Origin of the sequence: Euzebyella saccharophila (assembly GCF_014855495.1) — a bacterium.
GTDB classification, from domain to species: domain Bacteria; phylum Bacteroidota; class Bacteroidia; order Flavobacteriales; family Flavobacteriaceae; genus Euzebyella; species Euzebyella saccharophila.
In genome coordinates this window covers 1,060,911-1,078,628 of record NZ_JACYFJ010000001.1, presented here as the reverse complement: position 1 = coordinate 1,078,628, position 17,718 = coordinate 1,060,911, and the positions used below count along the sequence as shown (strand labels likewise).

The 17,718-nt window shown below is 40.4% G+C and carries 19 protein-coding genes; 18 read left to right on the top strand and 1 reads right to left on the bottom strand.

Annotation, left to right across the window (positions count from 1 at the left end; translation table 11 throughout):
* Nucleotides 1–35 precede the first annotated feature (35 nt).
* Together IL355_RS04545 and IL355_RS04540 are read left to right on the top strand one after the other, a co-directional pair.
* Nucleotides 36–1,325 (top strand): serine hydrolase domain-containing protein, encoded by a 1,290-nt coding sequence (locus IL355_RS04545; protein WP_192460982.1) that lies wholly within the window; start codon nt 36–38, stop codon nt 1,323–1,325.
* Between the two features lie 61 nt (nt 1,326–1,386).
* Nucleotides 1,387–1,998: a hypothetical protein gene (locus IL355_RS04540; RefSeq protein WP_192460981.1), complete on the top strand. Its 612-nt coding sequence runs from the start codon at nt 1,387–1,389 to the stop codon at nt 1,996–1,998.
* A gap of 35 nt (nt 1,999–2,033) precedes the next feature.
* Here the strand turns inward: IL355_RS04540 and IL355_RS04535 are convergent, their stop codons facing one another.
* The gene (locus IL355_RS04535; RefSeq protein WP_192460980.1) at nt 2,034–3,287 is read right to left on the bottom strand and encodes an NAD(P)/FAD-dependent oxidoreductase; all 1,254 of its coding nucleotides are present in this window, start codon (nt 3,285–3,287) and stop codon (nt 2,034–2,036) included.
* Nucleotides 3,288–3,470: 183 nt separating this feature from the next.
* Between IL355_RS04535 and IL355_RS04530 the strand changes: the two genes are divergently transcribed.
* From IL355_RS04530 to IL355_RS04455, 16 genes are all read left to right on the top strand, one after another.
* Nucleotides 3,471–5,003, top strand: a complete 1,533-nt coding sequence (locus IL355_RS04530; protein WP_192460979.1) for an HAL/PAL/TAL family ammonia-lyase — start codon at nt 3,471–3,473, stop codon at nt 5,001–5,003.
* Between the two features lie 115 nt (nt 5,004–5,118).
* Nucleotides 5,119–6,246 (top strand): WG repeat-containing protein, encoded by a 1,128-nt coding sequence (locus IL355_RS04525; RefSeq protein WP_192460978.1) that lies wholly within the window; start codon nt 5,119–5,121, stop codon nt 6,244–6,246.
* 23 nt (nt 6,247–6,269) lie between these two features.
* Nucleotides 6,270–7,016, top strand: a complete 747-nt coding sequence (gene fabG / locus IL355_RS04520) for a 3-oxoacyl-ACP reductase FabG (RefSeq protein ID WP_192460977.1) — start codon at nt 6,270–6,272, stop codon at nt 7,014–7,016.
* A 165-nt stretch (nt 7,017–7,181) separates the two neighbouring features.
* Entirely contained in the window at nt 7,182–8,405 is a 1,224-nt protein-coding gene (locus IL355_RS04515; RefSeq protein ID WP_192460976.1) for a beta-ketoacyl-[acyl-carrier-protein] synthase family protein, read from the top strand.
* Between the two features lie 5 nt (nt 8,406–8,410).
* Nucleotides 8,411–8,653 (top strand): acyl carrier protein, encoded by a 243-nt coding sequence (locus IL355_RS04510; protein WP_192461348.1) that lies wholly within the window; start codon nt 8,411–8,413, stop codon nt 8,651–8,653.
* Nucleotides 8,654–8,767: 114 nt separating this feature from the next.
* Nucleotides 8,768–9,652 (top strand): LpxL/LpxP family acyltransferase, encoded by an 885-nt coding sequence (locus IL355_RS04505; protein ID WP_192460975.1) that lies wholly within the window; start codon nt 8,768–8,770, stop codon nt 9,650–9,652.
* The gene (locus tag IL355_RS04500) at nt 9,649–10,572 is read left to right on the top strand and encodes a flavodoxin family protein (protein ID WP_192460974.1); all 924 of its coding nucleotides are present in this window, start codon (nt 9,649–9,651) and stop codon (nt 10,570–10,572) included. Before IL355_RS04505 ends, IL355_RS04500 begins: the two co-directional genes overlap by 4 nt.
* A gap of 3 nt (nt 10,573–10,575) precedes the next feature.
* Nucleotides 10,576–11,709, top strand: a complete 1,134-nt coding sequence (locus IL355_RS04495; protein WP_192460973.1) for a beta-ketoacyl-ACP synthase III — start codon at nt 10,576–10,578, stop codon at nt 11,707–11,709.
* Nucleotides 11,709–12,146, top strand: a complete 438-nt coding sequence (locus tag IL355_RS04490) for a hypothetical protein (protein WP_192460972.1) — start codon at nt 11,709–11,711, stop codon at nt 12,144–12,146. The genes IL355_RS04495 and IL355_RS04490 overlap by 1 nt, the downstream gene beginning before the upstream one ends.
* Nucleotide 12,147: 1 nt before the next feature.
* Complete coding sequence (locus tag IL355_RS04485; protein WP_187458242.1) at nt 12,148–12,606, top strand: ABC transporter permease; 459 nt, start codon at nt 12,148–12,150, stop codon at nt 12,604–12,606.
* Between the two features lie 72 nt (nt 12,607–12,678).
* A complete protein-coding gene (locus tag IL355_RS04480; RefSeq protein ID WP_192460971.1) occupies nt 12,679–13,083 on the top strand; it encodes a hypothetical protein in 405 nt (134 codons plus the stop codon).
* Nucleotides 13,084–14,079, top strand: a complete 996-nt coding sequence (locus IL355_RS04475; protein ID WP_192460970.1) for a BtrH N-terminal domain-containing protein — start codon at nt 13,084–13,086, stop codon at nt 14,077–14,079.
* Nucleotides 14,076–14,819 (top strand): ABC transporter ATP-binding protein, encoded by a 744-nt coding sequence (locus IL355_RS04470; protein WP_192460969.1) that lies wholly within the window; start codon nt 14,076–14,078, stop codon nt 14,817–14,819. Before IL355_RS04475 ends, IL355_RS04470 begins: the two co-directional genes overlap by 4 nt.
* Nucleotides 14,812–16,080 (top strand): ABC transporter permease, encoded by a 1,269-nt coding sequence (locus tag IL355_RS04465; RefSeq protein WP_192460968.1) that lies wholly within the window; start codon nt 14,812–14,814, stop codon nt 16,078–16,080. The genes IL355_RS04470 and IL355_RS04465 overlap by 8 nt, the downstream gene beginning before the upstream one ends.
* Nucleotides 16,058–16,507, top strand: coding sequence for an acyl-CoA thioesterase (locus tag IL355_RS04460; protein ID WP_192460967.1), 450 nt, complete (start codon nt 16,058–16,060; stop codon nt 16,505–16,507). The genes IL355_RS04465 and IL355_RS04460 overlap by 23 nt, the downstream gene beginning before the upstream one ends.
* Nucleotides 16,500–17,642, top strand: coding sequence for a beta-ketoacyl-[acyl-carrier-protein] synthase family protein (locus IL355_RS04455; RefSeq protein ID WP_192460966.1), 1,143 nt, complete (start codon nt 16,500–16,502; stop codon nt 17,640–17,642). The genes IL355_RS04460 and IL355_RS04455 overlap by 8 nt, the downstream gene beginning before the upstream one ends.
* The last annotated feature ends 76 nt before the right edge of the window (nt 17,643–17,718 follow it).

The following is a 17,718-nucleotide window of genomic DNA, read 5'->3' as shown; positions in this document are numbered from 1 at the left end:
TGTTAGAAAAGCCTATTTTTAGGTAAATTTCAAACATGAAAAAATCAACCACTTTACTACTTTCTCTTTTTTGTTTTGTTTCTTTCAGTCAAACACCGTCCGTTCAAAAATCGGCACCCCTTCAATCAGCCTCAGCGGCGGAGGCAGGCATGTCTCAAGAAAGGCTAAACAAAATTGGCAACATGTTGCAACAGGCCGTTGACGAAAAACAGATTCCGGGCGTTGTCGCCCTCATTGCCAAAGATGGTAAAATCGTTTTTCATGAAGCTTTTGGTATGGCAAACAACAGGTCTAAGAAAGCCATGGAGAAAAACACGATTTTTCGTATTGCCTCGCAGACCAAGGCTATAACTTCCACAGCTGTTATGATGCTTTGGGAAGAAGGGAAGTTTAAATTGGACGACCCCATTTCAAAATATATTCCTGAATTCAAAGACCCGCAAATCTTAGATTCTTACAGCATTCTAAATGACACCTACACCACCCGACCGGCCAAAAACGAAATTACCATCCGTCATTTACTAACACATACTTCCGGTTTGGGCTACGGGGTTATTGATGGTGATGAACGGTTCAAAAAAATTTATAAGCAAGCTGGTGTTACCGACCTTTTCACTACAGAAAATATTTCAATAGAGAGCAGCGTAAAAAAATTGGCAAAGCTACCACTGCACCATAACCCTGGCGATGCCTACGTGTATAGCGAAGGCCTTGATGTATTGGGATATTTTATCGAAATAGTCTCAGGCCTACCTTTCGATGAGTTTTTGAGAACCCGAATTTTCGACCCTCTTGGAATGGATGACACCTGGTTCTATTTACCCAAGGACAAACACGATAGACTCGTAACCGTACAGCAGATAAATGATGGAAAATGGGAGAAATATCCGGTTACCTTTTACGATACGGACTACCCAAAAAAGGGAGCCCAAAGCTTCTTTTCAGGTGGGGCAGGACTATCAAGTACCGCAAAAGACTATGCAACGTTTTTACAAATGTACCTGAACGGTGGCGAATTGAACGGAACTCGTATCTTAAGCAGAACCACCATTGAAACTATGATGCAAAATCAAACAGCATCGTTATTTACGGACAAAAATAGGGACTACGGACTTGCTTTTGGCATTGTGAACCAAACAGGACTAACCAATGGCGGACATGGCAGTATAGGCACTTTTGATTGGGGAGGCTATTTCAATACCCAATACTTTGCCGACCCCGAAGAGCAGGTAATAGGTATTCTAATGAAACAAACCCAAGGCGAAGTTAGGGACGAAACCAGATGGAAATTTCGTCAAATGGTTTTTGCCGCCATTGATGATTAACAAGAATCCATGTTAACCTTTTAGTTCTTCTTCCATAAAAGGGAAACAAAAATTATCTATTATGAAAAATAGCATCACCATCCTACTATTTTGTATAGCTGCGTTAGGCTATTCGCAAAAAATGAAGATTCAAGAAGGAAATTTCGATTTTTTACCGGGGCAAAACGAAATAAACGTCGAGTTTGTTTATGACGATATGAAACTCCTCAAAAAGAATATTCCTCAAGACCAATACATACAGGAACACTCGGCCGAACTGGAAGAGAAATCCCCAGGTAAGGGAGAAGCGTGGAAGAAAAAATGGGTCTCTGCCCCTGAACTTATTTGGCAGCCCAAATTTTTAGAGCTTATGAACCGATATTTCTACGATGACCACGGCATTGCCTTTAAAGAAAACGTACCGGAAGCCAAATACACTTTAATCGTTGAAACCATCTGGGTCTACCCAGGTTGGGATGCAGGAGTTATGAAACAACCGGCAAAGGTGACTACCAACCTCAAATTTGTCGAAACCTCCAATAATGACAACGTATTGGCCGAAGTAAGCAGCGAAAACGCCCCTGGCGATCAATGGGGAAGTAGTTTTAGCAATGAAGACCGCTTGGGTGAAGGATACGCCAAAACAGGCAAGTCTTTTGCCAGACTCATTTTGAAAAAAGCTAAGCGTTTTTAGCATTAAAAAAAACGAGAGGGCCGTTTCTCTTATATTTATGATTCTATGGATGAATCGGCCTCTTTTTCCATTTCGGCAATTCGGGCCACGGTTTTTACCAATCGGTGGTGGTTTTTCACAAAGGGATTTTCCCTATCCCAAACATAACCGGCCAAAACTGCACAAATCTGCGCTTTAATCACAGGATTGTCATTACTATCGAAGAAAATAGTCTGCAAATTGCCCGTATACCATTCTTTCACGTAAGTAGCAAACACTTCTACACCCTGTTTCATATAATCGGAATACTCCGTTTCCCAATCTACCTTTTCCCCGGAAAGCTGTCTGGCTATTAATTTAGAAGCGACCAATGAAGATTCCGTAGCGAAGGTGACCCCTGATGAAAATACGGGATCTAAGAACTCGGCACTATTTCCTGTTAGGGCAAATCCTTCACCGTATAATTTTTTCACCGATTTGGCGATATTTTTAATGACTACTGGCTCAAATTCATATGCAAGACCATCGAACCTATCAAAGTAATAATCAGACAACTTCATCATTTCTTGAAGTTTTTCGGTGTTGCTTCCAGAAAAAGAATCGATATAATCCGAAGGCCCTACAAAGCCAATGCTCGTGTAACCATTGGAAAAAGGAATGACCCACAACCAAGTATCCAAACTTACAATATCAAAAGTGATGATGGTACCCTCCCGTCCCTCTGGCCTTTTGCTATCTTTTACATGGGTAAAAATAGACGAATGCCGGCCGATATCAGAAGGTTTGTCAAGGTCTAAAAGCCTTGGCAAAACCCTACCATGGCCGCTAGAATCTATAATAAATTTCGCTTCGATGGCCGAAAGGCTTCCGTCTTTGTCCTTTAGGGTAGTTATAGAATCGCTTCCTTTAAAATCAACTCCAACCACTTCTTGTTCAAAGGCGATGTCAACGCCCCAGCTTTCTAAAGTATCGGTTAGGGTTTTATCAAAATCGGCGCGAGGTACCTGCCAGGTCCAATCCCAACCCTCGGTAAACTTTTTGCTAAAATCGAAATTACAAATCTTCTCACCTCGCATAAATCGCGCTCCCGCTTTCACCTCAAAGTTCTTTGCTTTTAAAGCATTCAACAATCCAACTTCCTCAAAATGGTCCATGCACCTTGGCAACAAACTTTCACCGATGACAAATCTGGGAAATTTACTTTTCTCCACCACTTTCACTTGGAACCCCTGCTTGTGCAGATACGCAGCAGATACTGCTCCAGACGGTCCGGCCCCAATTATTAAAACATCTACAGATTGGTTTTGCATGTGCAACTCTTTAAAAAAGAAACAGCTTCCGCTTAAATTTTCATTCAAGCCAGAACTACAATTTCATTCAATTCTCGAGTAAAAATACAATATTCCTTACCTAATTATTAGTAATTTGCATCTTGAATTATTTATTTTAGCCCTCCCGAAATACAAGAACCATAAGCGAACACCAACCAGAAAATGCCAGAAATAAAAGGAAAGTTAGGAATTGAAGAGTTCTATAGTGTAATTTTTGACAATGAACCCCTTTCCGTAAATGAGGAGGTCCTGGAGACCGTAAAAAACAGTTTTGATTTTTTAAAGGAGTTCTCCAAGAACAAAGTTATTTACGGTGTCAATACAGGTTTCGGCCCCATGGCACAATATAAAATAAAAGATTCCGAAACCCTTCAGCTGCAATACAACTTAATTCGCAGTCATGCATCAGGTAGCGGTAACCCTATTCCGGAGAAACATGTAAGGGCCGCAATGCTGGCCCGGCTCAACACCTTGAGTCTTGGTAATTCTGGAGTTCATGTTTCTGTCATGAAGACCATGACAGATTTGATCAACAAAAATATTACTCCGCTTATTTACGAACACGGAGGGGTTGGAGCTAGTGGCGACTTAGTTCAATTGGCCCATTTAGCATTGGTTTTGATTGGTGAGGGCGAAGTTTTTCACAAAGGAAAAAGGAGACCAACAGTGGAGGTTTTTAAAGAGGAGGGTGTTGACCCCATTAAAGTGGAGCTTCGTGAAGGGCTGGGCCTAATCAATGGAACCTCGGTTATGACCGGTATTGGAATTGTAAACGCCATTTACACCCGTAGGCTTCTGGAGTGGATGATTTCATGTTCCTCTGCCATAAATGAAATAATGCAGGCTTATGATGACCACTTATCCGAAGAACTGAATTTCACTAAAATGCATAAGGGGCAGCGTGAAATTGCCAGGGCCATGCGAAGCCACCTTAAAGACAGTACATTAACCAGAAAAAGGGAACACCATCTTTATACGGACACCAACGGTCATGTTTCTGTTTTTGAGGAAAAAGTCCAAGAATATTATTCCATAAGATGCGTACCTCAAATCTTAGGCCCCGTGCTGGATACCCTTAACGATGTACAACGCATACTTATTGAAGAAGTAAACTCCGCCAATGACAACCCCATTGTGGATGTTGATAAAAAGAACGTTTACCACGGCGGAAATTTTCATGGCGACTATGTTTCTCTGGAAATGGACAAACTTAAGATTGTAGTCACCAAAATGAGCATGTTGGCAGAGCGCCAATTAAACTATTTAATGAACTCCAAATTAAATGACATCCTGCCTCCGTTCGTTAACCTAGGCACATTAGGACTAAATTTTGGCATGCAAGGAGTACAGTTTACCGCCACCTCAACCACCGCAGAGAACCAAATGCTCTCCAACCCAATGTACGTTCATAGCATTCCTAATAATAATGACAATCAGGATATTGTTAGCATGGGCACCAATGCCGCTTTAATTACCAAAAAAGTGATTGAAAATGCCTTTGAAATTATTGCCATTGAAATGATTACAGTAGTACAGGCAATTGAGTATCTTAGTGTTCAGGACAAGGTATCTACAAAAACAAAAAACATGTACGATGCCGTCAGAAAAATAGTTCCCCCGTTCAAAGAGGATATGATTATGTATCCCTATGTTAACCAAGTGAAAGAATTCATCACTAACCATAGGAACAAGTAACTATAGAGCGGAAAGCAATTGACCCCTTGGTCTTTTTAAAGCAGCTATCATTCTTTTCGCCGCTATGGTTCGGTCCAAAAAAAGAAACAAGTTGTTATTTAAAATTTCTAACATCATGAAAACAAAGATTTTTTTACTGCTTCTGGCATTTAATTCGGTTATCATCTACGCTCAAGAACTTTCATTGGTACGGGAAGATGGAAAGTTCGGCTACATAGACAAAACGGGGAATTATGTAATTGAACCCAAGTTTGACAATGCCAAAACGTTCTCCAATGGCTTGGCGGCCGCTATAAAGGACAAGCAATGGGGGTACATAAAACCCAATGGGGATTGGGCCATAGAACCCAAATTTGAAAAGGTCAAATATTTTGATTCTGGATACGCCATGGTTTCGGAGAATGGTGACTGGCATTACATAGACAAAACAGGGAAGAAGTTGGAAGTACCCTCCGCGGAAAAATATTATGATTTTGAAGATGGGGTGGCACTTTATAGAAATGGAGATAAAATAGGATTAATTGGCACAAATGGAAAAGTTGTACTTGAACCTACTTATGACGCTATTAAAAAATTCAGAAATGGACATGCCAAGGTACAAAAAGGGGATCTGTGGGGCATGATAGATTCTAAAGGCAAAGTTGTTATACCTGTGGAATACGAAGAAATTGGCAACGAATATCACACCAGCGGTGTGGAAGGAATGAAAGGTGGCTCTTACGGTATTATTGCCAATGGCAAGTTTAATCCCATAGAAGGTGCGGACAAGGTTTGGGGTTTTTATGGAAACTCCAATTTAACCTATGCCAGAAAGGACAAAAAAATAGGCTTTGTAAACAACCAGGGAAAATGGGTAATAGAACCGCAATTTGATAAGGCAAGGGCCTTTGTCAAAGGGTTGGCTCCCGTAGCGGAAGGAAAAAGCTGGGGATACATTAATGAAAAGGGAGAAATGGTCATTGAAGCACAATATAGGGACGCAGAAGTATTCGCTGAAAATGGAATGGCGCCTGTAAAGCAGAAACAATGGGGCTTTATAGACACTTCCGGAAAAGAAATTATCCCGTTGGAATATGATATTACGGCCGGTTTGGCATTTTTGGCAGGAAATGATTCCAAGGGCTTCATCAATGGTCTCGCTAGGGTAAAAACCAAAAAAGGTTGGGGTTTCTTGGATAAAAACGGAAAATTACTGGCGGATAAATGGTTCCAAAATGCGGAGCCGTTCACATCCATAGAGTAAATGGTATAAATTTAAAATTGGGGATGAAAGAGGAAAAGGAGAAGTACGCTTTGGTTACAGGTGGATCACGCGGAATAGGCCGTGCCATTTGTGTGCAATTGGCCAAAGATTTAGATTATAAAATCCTTATCAATTATAACAGCAATAGCGAAGCGGCGGAAGAGACACTTCAATTGGTAGAAGAAGCTGGTGGAAGCGGTGAGGTCATACAATTCAACGTTACCGAAGCCAATAAGGTAAAAAGTGTTTTGGAAAATTGGCATGACCAACATAAAAATGCCGTCATAGAGGTGTTAATCAACAATGCCGGCATTACCAAAGACGGTTTGTTCATGTGGATGCCAATGGAAGATTGGTCCAAGGTTATTGAGACCAGCCTTAACGGATTCTATAACGTTACCAACGCCCTCATCCAGAACCTACTGGTAAACAAATACGGTAGGATAATTAATATGGTTTCGGTTTCCGGACAAAAAGGCACCCCAGGGCAAACCAATTATTCCGCTGCCAAAGGTGCGGTAATTGGTGCTACAAAAGCCTTGGCACAAGAAGTGGCCAAAAGAAAAGTGACCGTAAATGCCGTGGCGCCCGGTTTTATTAAAACAGATATGACCGAAGATTTGGATGAAAGAGAACTTAAAAAAATGATTCCCGCCAACAGGTTTGGAACTGCAGAAGAGGTTGCCCATGTAGTTTCATTTCTAGCATCCCAAAAATCAGGATACATCACCGGCGAAGTAATCAACATTAACGGCGGTATATATTCCTAACTTCCAATTGAGGATATCACACTGATAGTTAAGACCCTACCTATTTGACCATCAACTATCAGTGTCTTTTTATATCTAAGACCTTGGCAATTTTCGTACTAATAAACCGTTAAAAGCAAGAACTTTATTATATTAGGTTAGCATACCAACATCTACAGTGACAGAATGAGGAGAGTAGTTATTACGGGCATGGGCATTTATTCATGCATCGGAAAAAACCTAGAAGAAGTAAAAAAATCGCTATACGAAGGAAAATCCGGAATCATTTATGATCCCGAAAGAGCTTCTTTTGGCTATCGATCTCCTATTACCGGTTATGTTGAGGAACCGGATTTAAAAAAACTACTTTCAAGAAGGCAACGTGTGAGCATGGGCCAAGAAGCCCAATACGCTTATATGGCCACTATGGAAGCACTGCAAATGGCCAAAATTGATGAGGATTTCATGGAAAAAAATGAAATAGGAATTCTTTATGGCAATGACAGTACGGCAAAAGCAACCGTAGAATCTATAGACATCATCAGGGAAAAAGGAGATACAACCTTGGTAGGTTCAGGAGCCATTTTCAAGGCCATGAACTCTACGGTAACCATGAACCTATCTACTATTTTTAAATTAAAAGGAATTAATTTATCCATAAGCGCAGCTTGCGCCAGTGGATCACACTCCGTTGGCCTTGCGTATCATTTAATTAAAAGCGGCCTTCAAGATTGTATCATAGCCGGTGGTGCCCAAGAAATCAATAAAGAATCAATGGCCAGTTTTGACGGTCTAGGCGTATTTGCCGTTAATACGGAAAACCCTGAGGAGGCTTCCAAACCTTTTGACAAAGACAGAAATGGACTTGTGCCAAGTGGAGGTGGTGCCACGCTAGTTGTAGAGAGTTATGAATCTGCCATAAAAAGAGGGGCAACAATCCTCGCCGAAGTTGTGGGATACGGTTTTTCTTCTAATGGCGACCATATTTCCACACCCAACGTAGAGGGTCCCGCAAGGGCAATGAAACGAGCTCTGGAAGATGCCAATATGCAGGCCTCTGAGGTGGATTATGTAAACGCGCATGCCACTTCAACCCCCGTAGGCGATGCCAATGAGGCAAAAGCCATATATGATGTTTTTGGGGAAAGCAACCCACATGTAAGTTCCACTAAATCCATGACCGGCCACGAATGTTGGATGGCCGGAGCCAGTGAAATTGTGTACTCCCTAATTATGATGGAAAATTCGTTCATAGCTCCTAATATCAATCTTAAAAATCCGGATGAGGACTCTAAAAAATTAAACATTGTTAAGGAAACCTTAAATAAAAAAATTGATGTATTTTTGTCTAACTCATTCGGTTTTGGCGGAACGAATTCCGCTCTCATATTAAAAAAAGCGAGTAACTAATGACATTGACCAAGGAAGAAATTGTTGAGAAAATTAACTTATTTCTCATCGATGAATTTGAAGTAGATGAGGATGAGATCGAACCAGAAGCCAATCTAAAAGAAGCTTTGGATTTGGACAGCTTGGATTTTGTGGATCTAGTTGTTGCCGTAGAAAGCAATTTTGGCGTTAAATTGGTAGGGGAAGATTTTATTAACGTACATACGTTGCAAAACTTTTACGACCTGATCGAGGCAAAATTGGCCTAACCAACCTTAAAGGCATTTCCTTATCTTAAAAGTCAAGAATTCTTGAACTTCTACTTACCTAAATACGCTAGAAAACCTATTTTTATGCCTAATCACCATAAGCAGCGACCCTAAATGGCAGAATGGGAAGGACAATCTAGAGGCAATCTCCTAGGCTATAAGATATTTATCTTTCTACTAAAAAACTTAGGAATTGGGGTTGCATACTTTGTACTTAGGTTTGTAGCGTTTTACTATTTCTTCTTTTCCTCAAAAAGCTCTCGCTGTATCTATCGCTATTTTAGATTTAGGTTGGGTTACTCTAAAACCAAAAGTATTCTCAGCATTTATAAGAGCTACTACACACTTGGCAGAATTCTTATAGACAGGGTTGCAATTTCCACTGGTCTTCGGGAAAAGTTTACCTATACCCATGACGGAATTGAATATATAGATAACCTTCTCAAAAAGAACCAAGGAGGCATTTTATTGAGTGGCCATGTGGGTAATTTTGAAATTGCACATTACTTTCTTGAAAACCGTTATAGTATTAATAAGATAAGCATGGTAACCACCAGGGATGAACAACAGAGCATCTTGGATTATATGGATAGTATTGTGGTAAAATCCCAGCTTGAATTCATCTTGGTAAAAGAAGATATGAGCCATATCTTTGAGATACATTCGGCTCTGGACAAAGGCGGTTTAGTGGTGTTTACGGGAGACAGGTATCTACCGGGAACCAAAACCATGAGCAGTAAGCTCTTGGGAAAGGAAGCAGAGTTTCCGTTGGGGCCTTACCTTTTAGCATCTAGACTTAATATGCCCGTATTGTTTGTGTATGTGATGAAGGAAACCAGAAAACATTATAGTCTTTACGCTAGACAGGCAGATTTTAAAGCAAGGGATGCACAAGGCCTGTTAGATGAGTACACGCAAAGTATGGAGTGGATCATTAAAAAATACCCCCTACAATGGTTCAATTTTTTTGATTTTTGGAACGAACTAGATAAGGAATGAAAGAAGTACTGATCATCTACTATTCCCAAACAGGGCAGCTTTTAGATATTTTAAAAAATATTGAAACCACTCTAAAAGACGAAGAAATAAATATCTCCTACTACAAAATCACCCCATCTCAAGAATATGGTTTTCCATGGAAAGCAGAGGATTTTTATGAGGTGTTTCCAGAATCATTTTTACAGGTACCACAAGAATTGGAAAAACCGCCAGAAGAAATCTTGAGCAAGAAATATGATTTGGTGATTCTAGGCTACCAAGTTTGGTTCCTTACCCCTTCCCGTCCTATTAGTTCCTTTTTAAATTCCGAATCCGCAAAGAAACTACTTAAAAATACACCAGTAGTAACGCTTGTAGCCTGCAGAAATATGTGGATACAGGCACAAGAAAAGATTAAGCGACTACTAAAGAAAACAGGAGCCCAGTTAACGGGTCATATAGCTTTGGTAGATCGCCACATTAACCATATAAGCGTAATTACCATTCAGCATTGGATGATGAAAGGAAAAAAGGATAGACTTTTTGGAATATTTCCCAAGCCTGGGGTTTCAGATGAGGAAATTGAAGGGGCCTCCAAATTTGGCACCCCTATTAAAAAAGCTTTGTTATCCGGTAAGTTCAATGAATTACAGAACCGGTTATTGGCTTTAGACGCGGTAAGGGTAAATCCCTATTTGGTAAGAACCGATGAACGTGGCAATGTACTCTTTTCTAAATGGGCGAACCAGATTATTAAAAAGGGCAAAGCCGGAAATCCTAAACGAACAAAATGGATTGGTTTGTTCAAATATTATTTGTTATTTGCCATATGGGTCATAGCCCCTATAGTTTTTATCGTATTTTTGCTGACTTATTTGCCTATGACGGCCAAGAGGAGAAGGGAGAGAAAATACTATTCCTCCGTGGCTTTAAATGAATAATTGATGAAGGACGTTTACATTACCAGAATTTCCAAATTTTTACCGAATAAACCAGTAGACAATGACCAAATGGAGGAAAAACTGGGGGTCATTGATGGGAAAGCTTCCAAGGCAAGAAGAATTGTCCTAAGAAACAATCAAATAAAAACGAGATATTACGCCATTGATGATGAGGGCAAGACCACTCACAACAATGCGCAACTAGCCGCAGCAGCGGTAGAAGGCCTTTGTGACGATGAATTTACAGTCCAAGACATAGAACTGTTATCCTGTGGCACCTCTAGCCCTGACCAAGTGCTTCCTTCCCACACCAGTATGGTACATGGTTTCCTTAAAAATAGGAACATGGAAATAAACTCGTCTTCTGGAGCCTGTTGTTCCGGTATGAACGCCCTTAAATACGGTTATCTATCCGTTAAGGCTGGAGAAACGAAAAATGCGGCCTGTGCGGGCTCTGAAAGAACCTCTTCTTGGATGAAAGAGCGAATTTTTCAGAATGAGGTAGAACAATTAAAGGAACTGGAAGAGAGTCCCATATTAGCTTTTAACAAAGAGTTTTTAAGATGGATGCTATCCGATGGATCAGGAGCGGTGTTGTTGGAAAGTGAACCAAAAGGAAAGCAACCACTCAAAATCGAGTGGATGGACGGTTATTCGTATGCTTTTGAAATGGAAACCTGCATGTATGCCGGTGCGGAAAAAGAAGAAAATGGCCAATTGACCCCTTGGAGTGAATTCCCTTCGGAAGAATGGGGAAAAAGGTCATTGTTCGCCATGAAACAAGATACAAGGTTATTGGGTGACAACATCCTTAAAAAAGGAGTTCACAGCTTAAAAATGACCTACGAAAAGCACGGTATTGGTCCTGATGACGTAGATTACTACCTACCACATATTTCATCCTATTACTTCAAGCAGGGCCTTTATGACGAAATGAAGGAACAGGGAATTGAAATGCCGTGGGAGAAATGGTTCTTGAACCTTCAACAAGTAGGAAATATTGGAGCCGCATCCATTTACGTAATGTTAGAGGAACTGGTAGCTTCCGGACAATTAAAAAAGGGGGATAAAATTCTTTTCCATGTTCCGGAGAGTGCTAGGTTTTCATACATGTATGCCTATTTAACTGTCTGCTAATGGCAGAAACAAACGACCATATTGCCTCGGGAGATTTCTTATTATCGCTTATACCCCAAAAATCACCTTTTGTTATGGTAGATTCTTTGGTTGAGTATGCAGATAAAAAAATTGTATCAAACTTTACCATAGGTCCTACCAACATTTTAGCGCAAGAAGATTATTTCTCTGCTGCCGGACTTATCGAAAATATGGCACAAACGGTTGCCCTACATACAGGATACAAATATTACTTACTAGAAAAGCCGGCACCAACAGGGTACATTGGAGCTATTAAGAAAGCAGAAATTTTCCATTTACCTAGAAAATCACAAAAGTTGATAACTACTGTTGAAATTCTTCATGATATTATGGATGTAACCTTGGTAAAAGCACAGGTAGAATGTGATGGTAGGGTAATAGCCAACAGTGAAATGAAAACGGCCTTGGCCAAATAGGATGAAAAAGGCCAGGTACGATATCAATATAAAGAATTTTTTGCCCCATAGGCCACCCATGCTAATGGCTACGGTAACCCCCTATCTTGATGAGGACTCCGTAATTACCCATTACGAAATTACCGAGGACTGCATTTTCATCAATTCAAAAGGATATTTGGCCGAGGCGGGACTTATTGAGAATGCTGCCCAAGCAAGTACTGCCATTGTAGGCCAAAGTTATTTTGACGATGAAGATCTTGAAGGATCTGGCAATAAGCTTGTTGGCTACATTAGCGCCATTAAAAAAGTTGAAATAAAAAAACTTCCAAAGGTAAACGAGTTGTTGGTCACCAAGGCCAAACTCATCTCCAGATTTGACACCGGTACCATGAGTGTATGTACGATTACCTCCTCTACTTTTACAAATGACGATTTAATCGTAGATTGTACCTTTAATTTTTTAATACACGAAGTTTAGATAGTGTGGCGGTTATAGCCACATTGAAATTCCCCCAAAAAGCTTAGTTAAAATATTGTTTACTTCGCTACTATGAAAAAGAAAGAGGTACCACAGGACAAAAGTCAGCTTCAAAAAGCCAACATTAAGGACATGGTGTATGCAGTTGACGAAAACGGCAATTATGTTACCGAACTAAGTACCGGATGGGAACCAAAAACAATTGCTTTGGACAATGCCATAAGGGAAATTGAAGAGCGTGTAGAGGAAGCCAAGCAACGTGTAATTGAAAAGAAGACCAGCCCTATTGAATACTACATGGAGCTCCATAAAATGGATGTACCCATTCTAGCAAGTTATGTAGGGTTATGGCAGTGGAGGGTAAAACGTCACTTTAAACCTTCGGTCTTTAAAAAATTATCTACCAAAACACTCCAAAAATATGCTGATGTTTTTGAGATTGGCATTGAAGAACTAAAGCACATTAAAGATCAATAAATGCAAATAGACTTTACCCACAAGCAATCGGCACATTGCGAAAACGGTGTGGTTTCCAACCTTATGCGCCATAATGGTTTTGAAGTAAGCGAACCCATGGTATTTGGCATTGGCTCCGGACTCCTATTTAGTTATTTGCCATTCATAAAGGTCAATTACGCACCTGTTTTCACCTATAGGGTCATGCCTGGTCTGGTTTTTAATAGGTTTGCCAAACGAGTTGGGGTAAAAGTAAAAAGGGAAAAGTTTAAAGACCCCAAAAAGGCCAAGGAAAGATTGGACCAAAATTTAAGCGATAACAATCCTGTAGGGCTTCAAGTTGGGGTATATAATCTTATATACTTTCCGGATGAGTATCGTTTTCATTTCAACGCCCATAACATGGTGGTCTATGGGAAAGAAAACGGTAACTATCTTATTAGCGACCCCGTAATGGAAGATGTAACCACATTAACCGAAAAACAACTAGAAAAAGTACGCTTTGCCAAAGGGGCTTTCGCTCCAAAGGGCCATATCTATTATCCTATTTCCTTTCCGCAAAAACTGGAATTGGAAACCGCCATTATAAAGGGCATAAAGCACACATGTAGGGATATGCTGGCCCCAGCCCCAATAGTTGGTGTTAGGGCTATGCGCTGGGTAGCCAAGAACATAAAAAAATGGCCCAAAAAGCTCGGAACAAAAAAAGCCAACCATTATCTAGGGCAAATTGTACGTATGCAAGAAGAAATTGGTACCGGCGGTGGTGGATTCAGATATATTTATGCTGCCTTTCTGCAGGAAGCCAGTGATGTACTTAGAAATGAAAAATTAAAGGATTTTTCCAAGGAAATGACTCAAATTGGGGATGCTTGGCGTGATTTTGCATTGGAAGCATCCCGGATCTACAAGAACAGGAGTGGCCAATTAGAGAACTATGATTCCATTTCCGATCAATTAATGTCCATTGCCCAAAGAGAAGAGGCCTTTTTTAAAGCCCTACGAAAAGCCGTATGATTCAAATAAACCAGCTTTCAAAAAAATACAAGAATGCCGAAAGGTTTTCGGTTCACAATTTGGACCTGGTTATCGATGAAGGAGAGGTATTTGGAATTTTGGGACCCAATGGGGCAGGAAAAACAACCCTTATTTCCATGTTGAGCTCCTTGCTGAAACCCACATCAGGGTCGTTCACTATAGACGGATTAAGTTATCAAGGGCATATGTCCCGATTAAAACAATTGATTGGTATTGTCCCACAAGAATACGCCCTCTACCCTACACTTACGGCATTTGAAAACCTCAAGTATTTTGGGAGTATGTATGGGTTAAAAGGCATGGAACTAACCCAAAAAATAAATGAACATCTTGAAATTTTAGGCTTAAAGCCTTTCGCCCATAAAAAAATACAAACCTTTTCCGGAGGTATGAAAAGGCGCATTAATCTCATTGCTGGTATATTACATAAACCCAAAGTCCTTTTTTTAGATGAACCCACCGTAGGCGTTGATGTACAGTCTAAAAACGCCATTATGAGCTTTTTGAAAGAACTGAACGAAAATGGCACCACCATCCTTTACACCAGTCACCACTTAAACGAAGCGGAAGAATTTTGTTCTAGAATTGCCATAATAGACCTTGGTACTATTATATGCAAGGGGAAACCGGAAGAATTGATCAGGAATGAACCGGAAGCCAAAAATTTAGAAGAAGTATTTTTAGCAAGAACAGGAAAAGCTTTAAGGGATTATGCATAAACTTTTGGCTTCCGCAACAAAAGAGTTCTTATTGCTCACCAGGGATTTTGGGGGGTTGGCTATTTTATTTTTAATGCCGTTGCTTTTGGTGATTACCATTACAACCATTCAAGACGGTACGTTCAAAACTCTGAAGGAATCAAAAATCCCCATTTTATTAGTTGACAACGATAAGGGAAGTGTATCCGAACAAATCAGGGAAAATATGGCTGCGGCCCAACAGTTTGAAATTGTACCGCAAGAAAACGAAAGAAAGGCGCAGCAACTCGTTCAAAACGGTGATTATCAATTGGCCATAGTAATTCCCAAAAAGCTTTCGTCTGCCTTAAATCATAAAGTACAAGAAAATGTGGAGGGTATCCTTAGCAAATTCAATGGAAATGATGCGGAAGACCCTCAAACGTCCACAAATAGTAAGAAAGAAGTAAAGTTATATTTTGATCCGGCTACCCAGCTTTCTTTTAGAAACTCTATCAAGAGCGGCATCAACCAGATGGTATCCAAAATAGAAACGGAATCTATCTATAAGGCGTTCCAAGAAGAACTTACAGATGACCCTACAGAGGAAATATTTGACACCCAACCTTTTATTACTTTTTCTGAAATTGCTCCCGGCGATGTTCCTGATAAATCCGCCATCCCAAATTCTACACAACACAATATCCCGGCTTGGACCTTGTTTGCCATCTTTTTCATTATCCTGCCCCTTTCCATAAACATGGTAAAGGAAAAAAACTTGGGCACTTTTGTTCGATTGCGTACCAATCCGGTTTCCTACGGAACGGTTCTGGGAGGAAAAACAATTGTTTTTTTAGCAGTGGCCCTCATACAATTTGCCCTCATGTTACTAGTGGGCGTTTTCCTGTTCCCTATCTTGGGCCTTCCCGAATTAACCGTTGCCGGAAAACTGCCCATGTTGTTTTTTGTTGCGTTTTTTGCCGGCCTGGCAGCGGTAGGACTAGGTCTTTTGTTGGGCACAATTGCTAAATCTCAAGAACAATCGGCTCCATTTGGGGCAACCTTTGTGGTTATTTTGGCCGCTTTGGGTGGCGTGTGGGTGCCCGTTTTTGCCATGCCAAAATTCATGCAGGCCTTATCGAATATATCTCCTATGAATTGGGGTTTGAGCGCTTTTTATGATGTATTCCTAAGAAATGTTGGAATATTGGAGTTGCTTCCCGAAATCGCTTTGTTATTTTTGTTCTTTCTTATAACCACAGGAATAGCCATATTTTACAATGAGAGACAAATTGCCGTCTAAGAAAGCTCCAGACTTAAGTTTCACGTCCGAGGTACGGGTTCGATTTTCAGAATGCGACCCCTTGGGCATTGTATGGCATGGTAACTATATTCAATATTTTGAAGATGGTAGGGAAGCCTTTGGAAGGCATCATGGCATTTCTTACTTAAATCAAAAAAGCCATAATTTTTCAACCCCCATAGTTTCCTCAAAATGTGAACATAAACTTCCCTTGGAATATGGGGATATCGCAAAAATTAAAACAACCTATATTGATTCTGCCGCTGCCAAGATGATATTTAAATATGAATTGTTGAACCCATCGGAAAAAGTGGTGTGTATAGGTGAAACCGTACAGGTTTTTGTTGAGTTGGGCGGGGAACTTTCCCTTACCCTACCCGATTTTTTTAGGGAATGGAAAATAAAAGTTGGTCTGTTGGATGAGTAATCCCATTATCTCATACAATAATATCATTTCCTCTCTAGGTTTCAACAGCCAAGAGGTGGTGGAACAAATTGCCCAACAAAAAACAGGTCTGTGCACCGTTACCGATTATAAGACTCTTGATAGACCGTTTATCAGCTCCATGGTGGACCCAGAAAAGCTAAAAGAAGCCTACCAAAAAATCGTTCCTTCCGCTCACCACACACGTTTGGAGCAAATGATGCTTGTTAGTTTATCTGATACCATCCAAAAAGCAAATATAAAATTGAGCGGGCGTGTAGGGTTGATCATATCCACTACAAAAGGAAATATAGACGTACTTGACAAGAAAAACCCTTTTTCACATGAAAGGGCGTATCTAAGTAAATTAGCGTTAGAAATCGGAAATTTTTTCGGTTTTACAACAGAACCAATAGTGGTATCCAACGCTTGTGTTTCTGGAGTATTGGCCTTATCCATTGCGAAGAGATTGATAAAAGGGCAAAAATTTGACCACATTTTTGTAGTTGCCGGAGACTTGGTGACAAAATTCATCATTTCTGGCTTCAATGCTTTTCAAGCCTTGAGTGACGAACCCTGCAGACCGTATTGCAAGACCAGGACAGGAATCAACATTGGAGAGGTGGCTACCAGTGCGTTGGTAACCAAAGACCGTTCGTTGGCTGTTGAGGAATCTGTAGAAATAGTAGGGGATGCTTCCTGTAACGATGCCAATCACATTTCTGGTCCCTCTAGAACAGGAGAAGGTCTTTACCGTAGTATTGAATCCGCTCTTAAAGAAGCTAAGCTAAAATACAGTGAAATAGACTACATATCCGCACACGGTACGGCCACCCAATACAACGATGAAATGGAATCCATAGCCTTCAATCGTTGTGGTATGCAAGAAACACCCATTAACAGTTTAAAAGGATATTTTGGGCACACCCTTGGCGCTTCGGGACTTTTGGAAACTATTATAGGAATGCATTCTCTTAAAAGAGACACCCTTTTTTCCTCCTTAGGATTCCGGGAATTAGGAGTTTCGCATCCATTGAACATCATTCAGAAACCAAAAAAAACACCCCTCAACATATTTCTAAAGACCGCATCAGGATTTGGAGGTTCCAACACCGCAGCTATCTTTAAAAAGATATAGTGCTGCATAGGCTTCTAAAAATTTAACATATGTTTTCTATTTGAGTCTCAATGCCTAAATTTACCCTTCAATAGAT

What these genes read in the sequence shown, in the direction of transcription:
- IL355_RS04545 (WP_192460982.1), top strand. Translation starts at nt 36, where the DNA reads ATGAAAAAATCAACCACTTTACTACTTTCTCTTTTTTGTTTTGTTTCT.
- IL355_RS04540 (WP_192460981.1), top strand. Translation starts at nt 1,387, where the DNA reads ATGAAAAATAGCATCACCATCCTACTATTTTGTATAGCTGCGTTAGGC.
- IL355_RS04535 (WP_192460980.1), bottom strand. Translation starts at nt 3,287, where the DNA reads ATGCAAAACCAATCTGTAGATGTTTTAATAATTGGGGCCGGACCGTCT.
- IL355_RS04530 (WP_192460979.1), top strand. Translation starts at nt 3,471, where the DNA reads ATGCCAGAAATAAAAGGAAAGTTAGGAATTGAAGAGTTCTATAGTGTA.
- IL355_RS04525 (WP_192460978.1), top strand. Translation starts at nt 5,119, where the DNA reads ATGAAAACAAAGATTTTTTTACTGCTTCTGGCATTTAATTCGGTTATC.
- fabG (WP_192460977.1), top strand. Translation starts at nt 6,270, where the DNA reads ATGAAAGAGGAAAAGGAGAAGTACGCTTTGGTTACAGGTGGATCACGC.
- IL355_RS04515 (WP_192460976.1), top strand. Translation starts at nt 7,182, where the DNA reads ATGAGGAGAGTAGTTATTACGGGCATGGGCATTTATTCATGCATCGGA.
- IL355_RS04505 (WP_192460975.1), top strand. Translation starts at nt 8,768, where the DNA reads ATGGCAGAATGGGAAGGACAATCTAGAGGCAATCTCCTAGGCTATAAG.
- IL355_RS04500 (WP_192460974.1), top strand. Translation starts at nt 9,649, where the DNA reads ATGAAAGAAGTACTGATCATCTACTATTCCCAAACAGGGCAGCTTTTA.
- IL355_RS04495 (WP_192460973.1), top strand. Translation starts at nt 10,576, where the DNA reads ATGAAGGACGTTTACATTACCAGAATTTCCAAATTTTTACCGAATAAA.
- IL355_RS04490 (WP_192460972.1), top strand. Translation starts at nt 11,709, where the DNA reads ATGGCAGAAACAAACGACCATATTGCCTCGGGAGATTTCTTATTATCG.
- IL355_RS04485 (WP_187458242.1), top strand. Translation starts at nt 12,148, where the DNA reads ATGAAAAAGGCCAGGTACGATATCAATATAAAGAATTTTTTGCCCCAT.
- IL355_RS04480 (WP_192460971.1), top strand. Translation starts at nt 12,679, where the DNA reads ATGAAAAAGAAAGAGGTACCACAGGACAAAAGTCAGCTTCAAAAAGCC.
- IL355_RS04475 (WP_192460970.1), top strand. Translation starts at nt 13,084, where the DNA reads ATGCAAATAGACTTTACCCACAAGCAATCGGCACATTGCGAAAACGGT.
- IL355_RS04470 (WP_192460969.1), top strand. Translation starts at nt 14,076, where the DNA reads ATGATTCAAATAAACCAGCTTTCAAAAAAATACAAGAATGCCGAAAGG.
- IL355_RS04465 (WP_192460968.1), top strand. Translation starts at nt 14,812, where the DNA reads ATGCATAAACTTTTGGCTTCCGCAACAAAAGAGTTCTTATTGCTCACC.
- IL355_RS04460 (WP_192460967.1), top strand. Translation starts at nt 16,058, where the DNA reads ATGAGAGACAAATTGCCGTCTAAGAAAGCTCCAGACTTAAGTTTCACG.
- IL355_RS04455 (WP_192460966.1), top strand. Translation starts at nt 16,500, where the DNA reads ATGAGTAATCCCATTATCTCATACAATAATATCATTTCCTCTCTAGGT.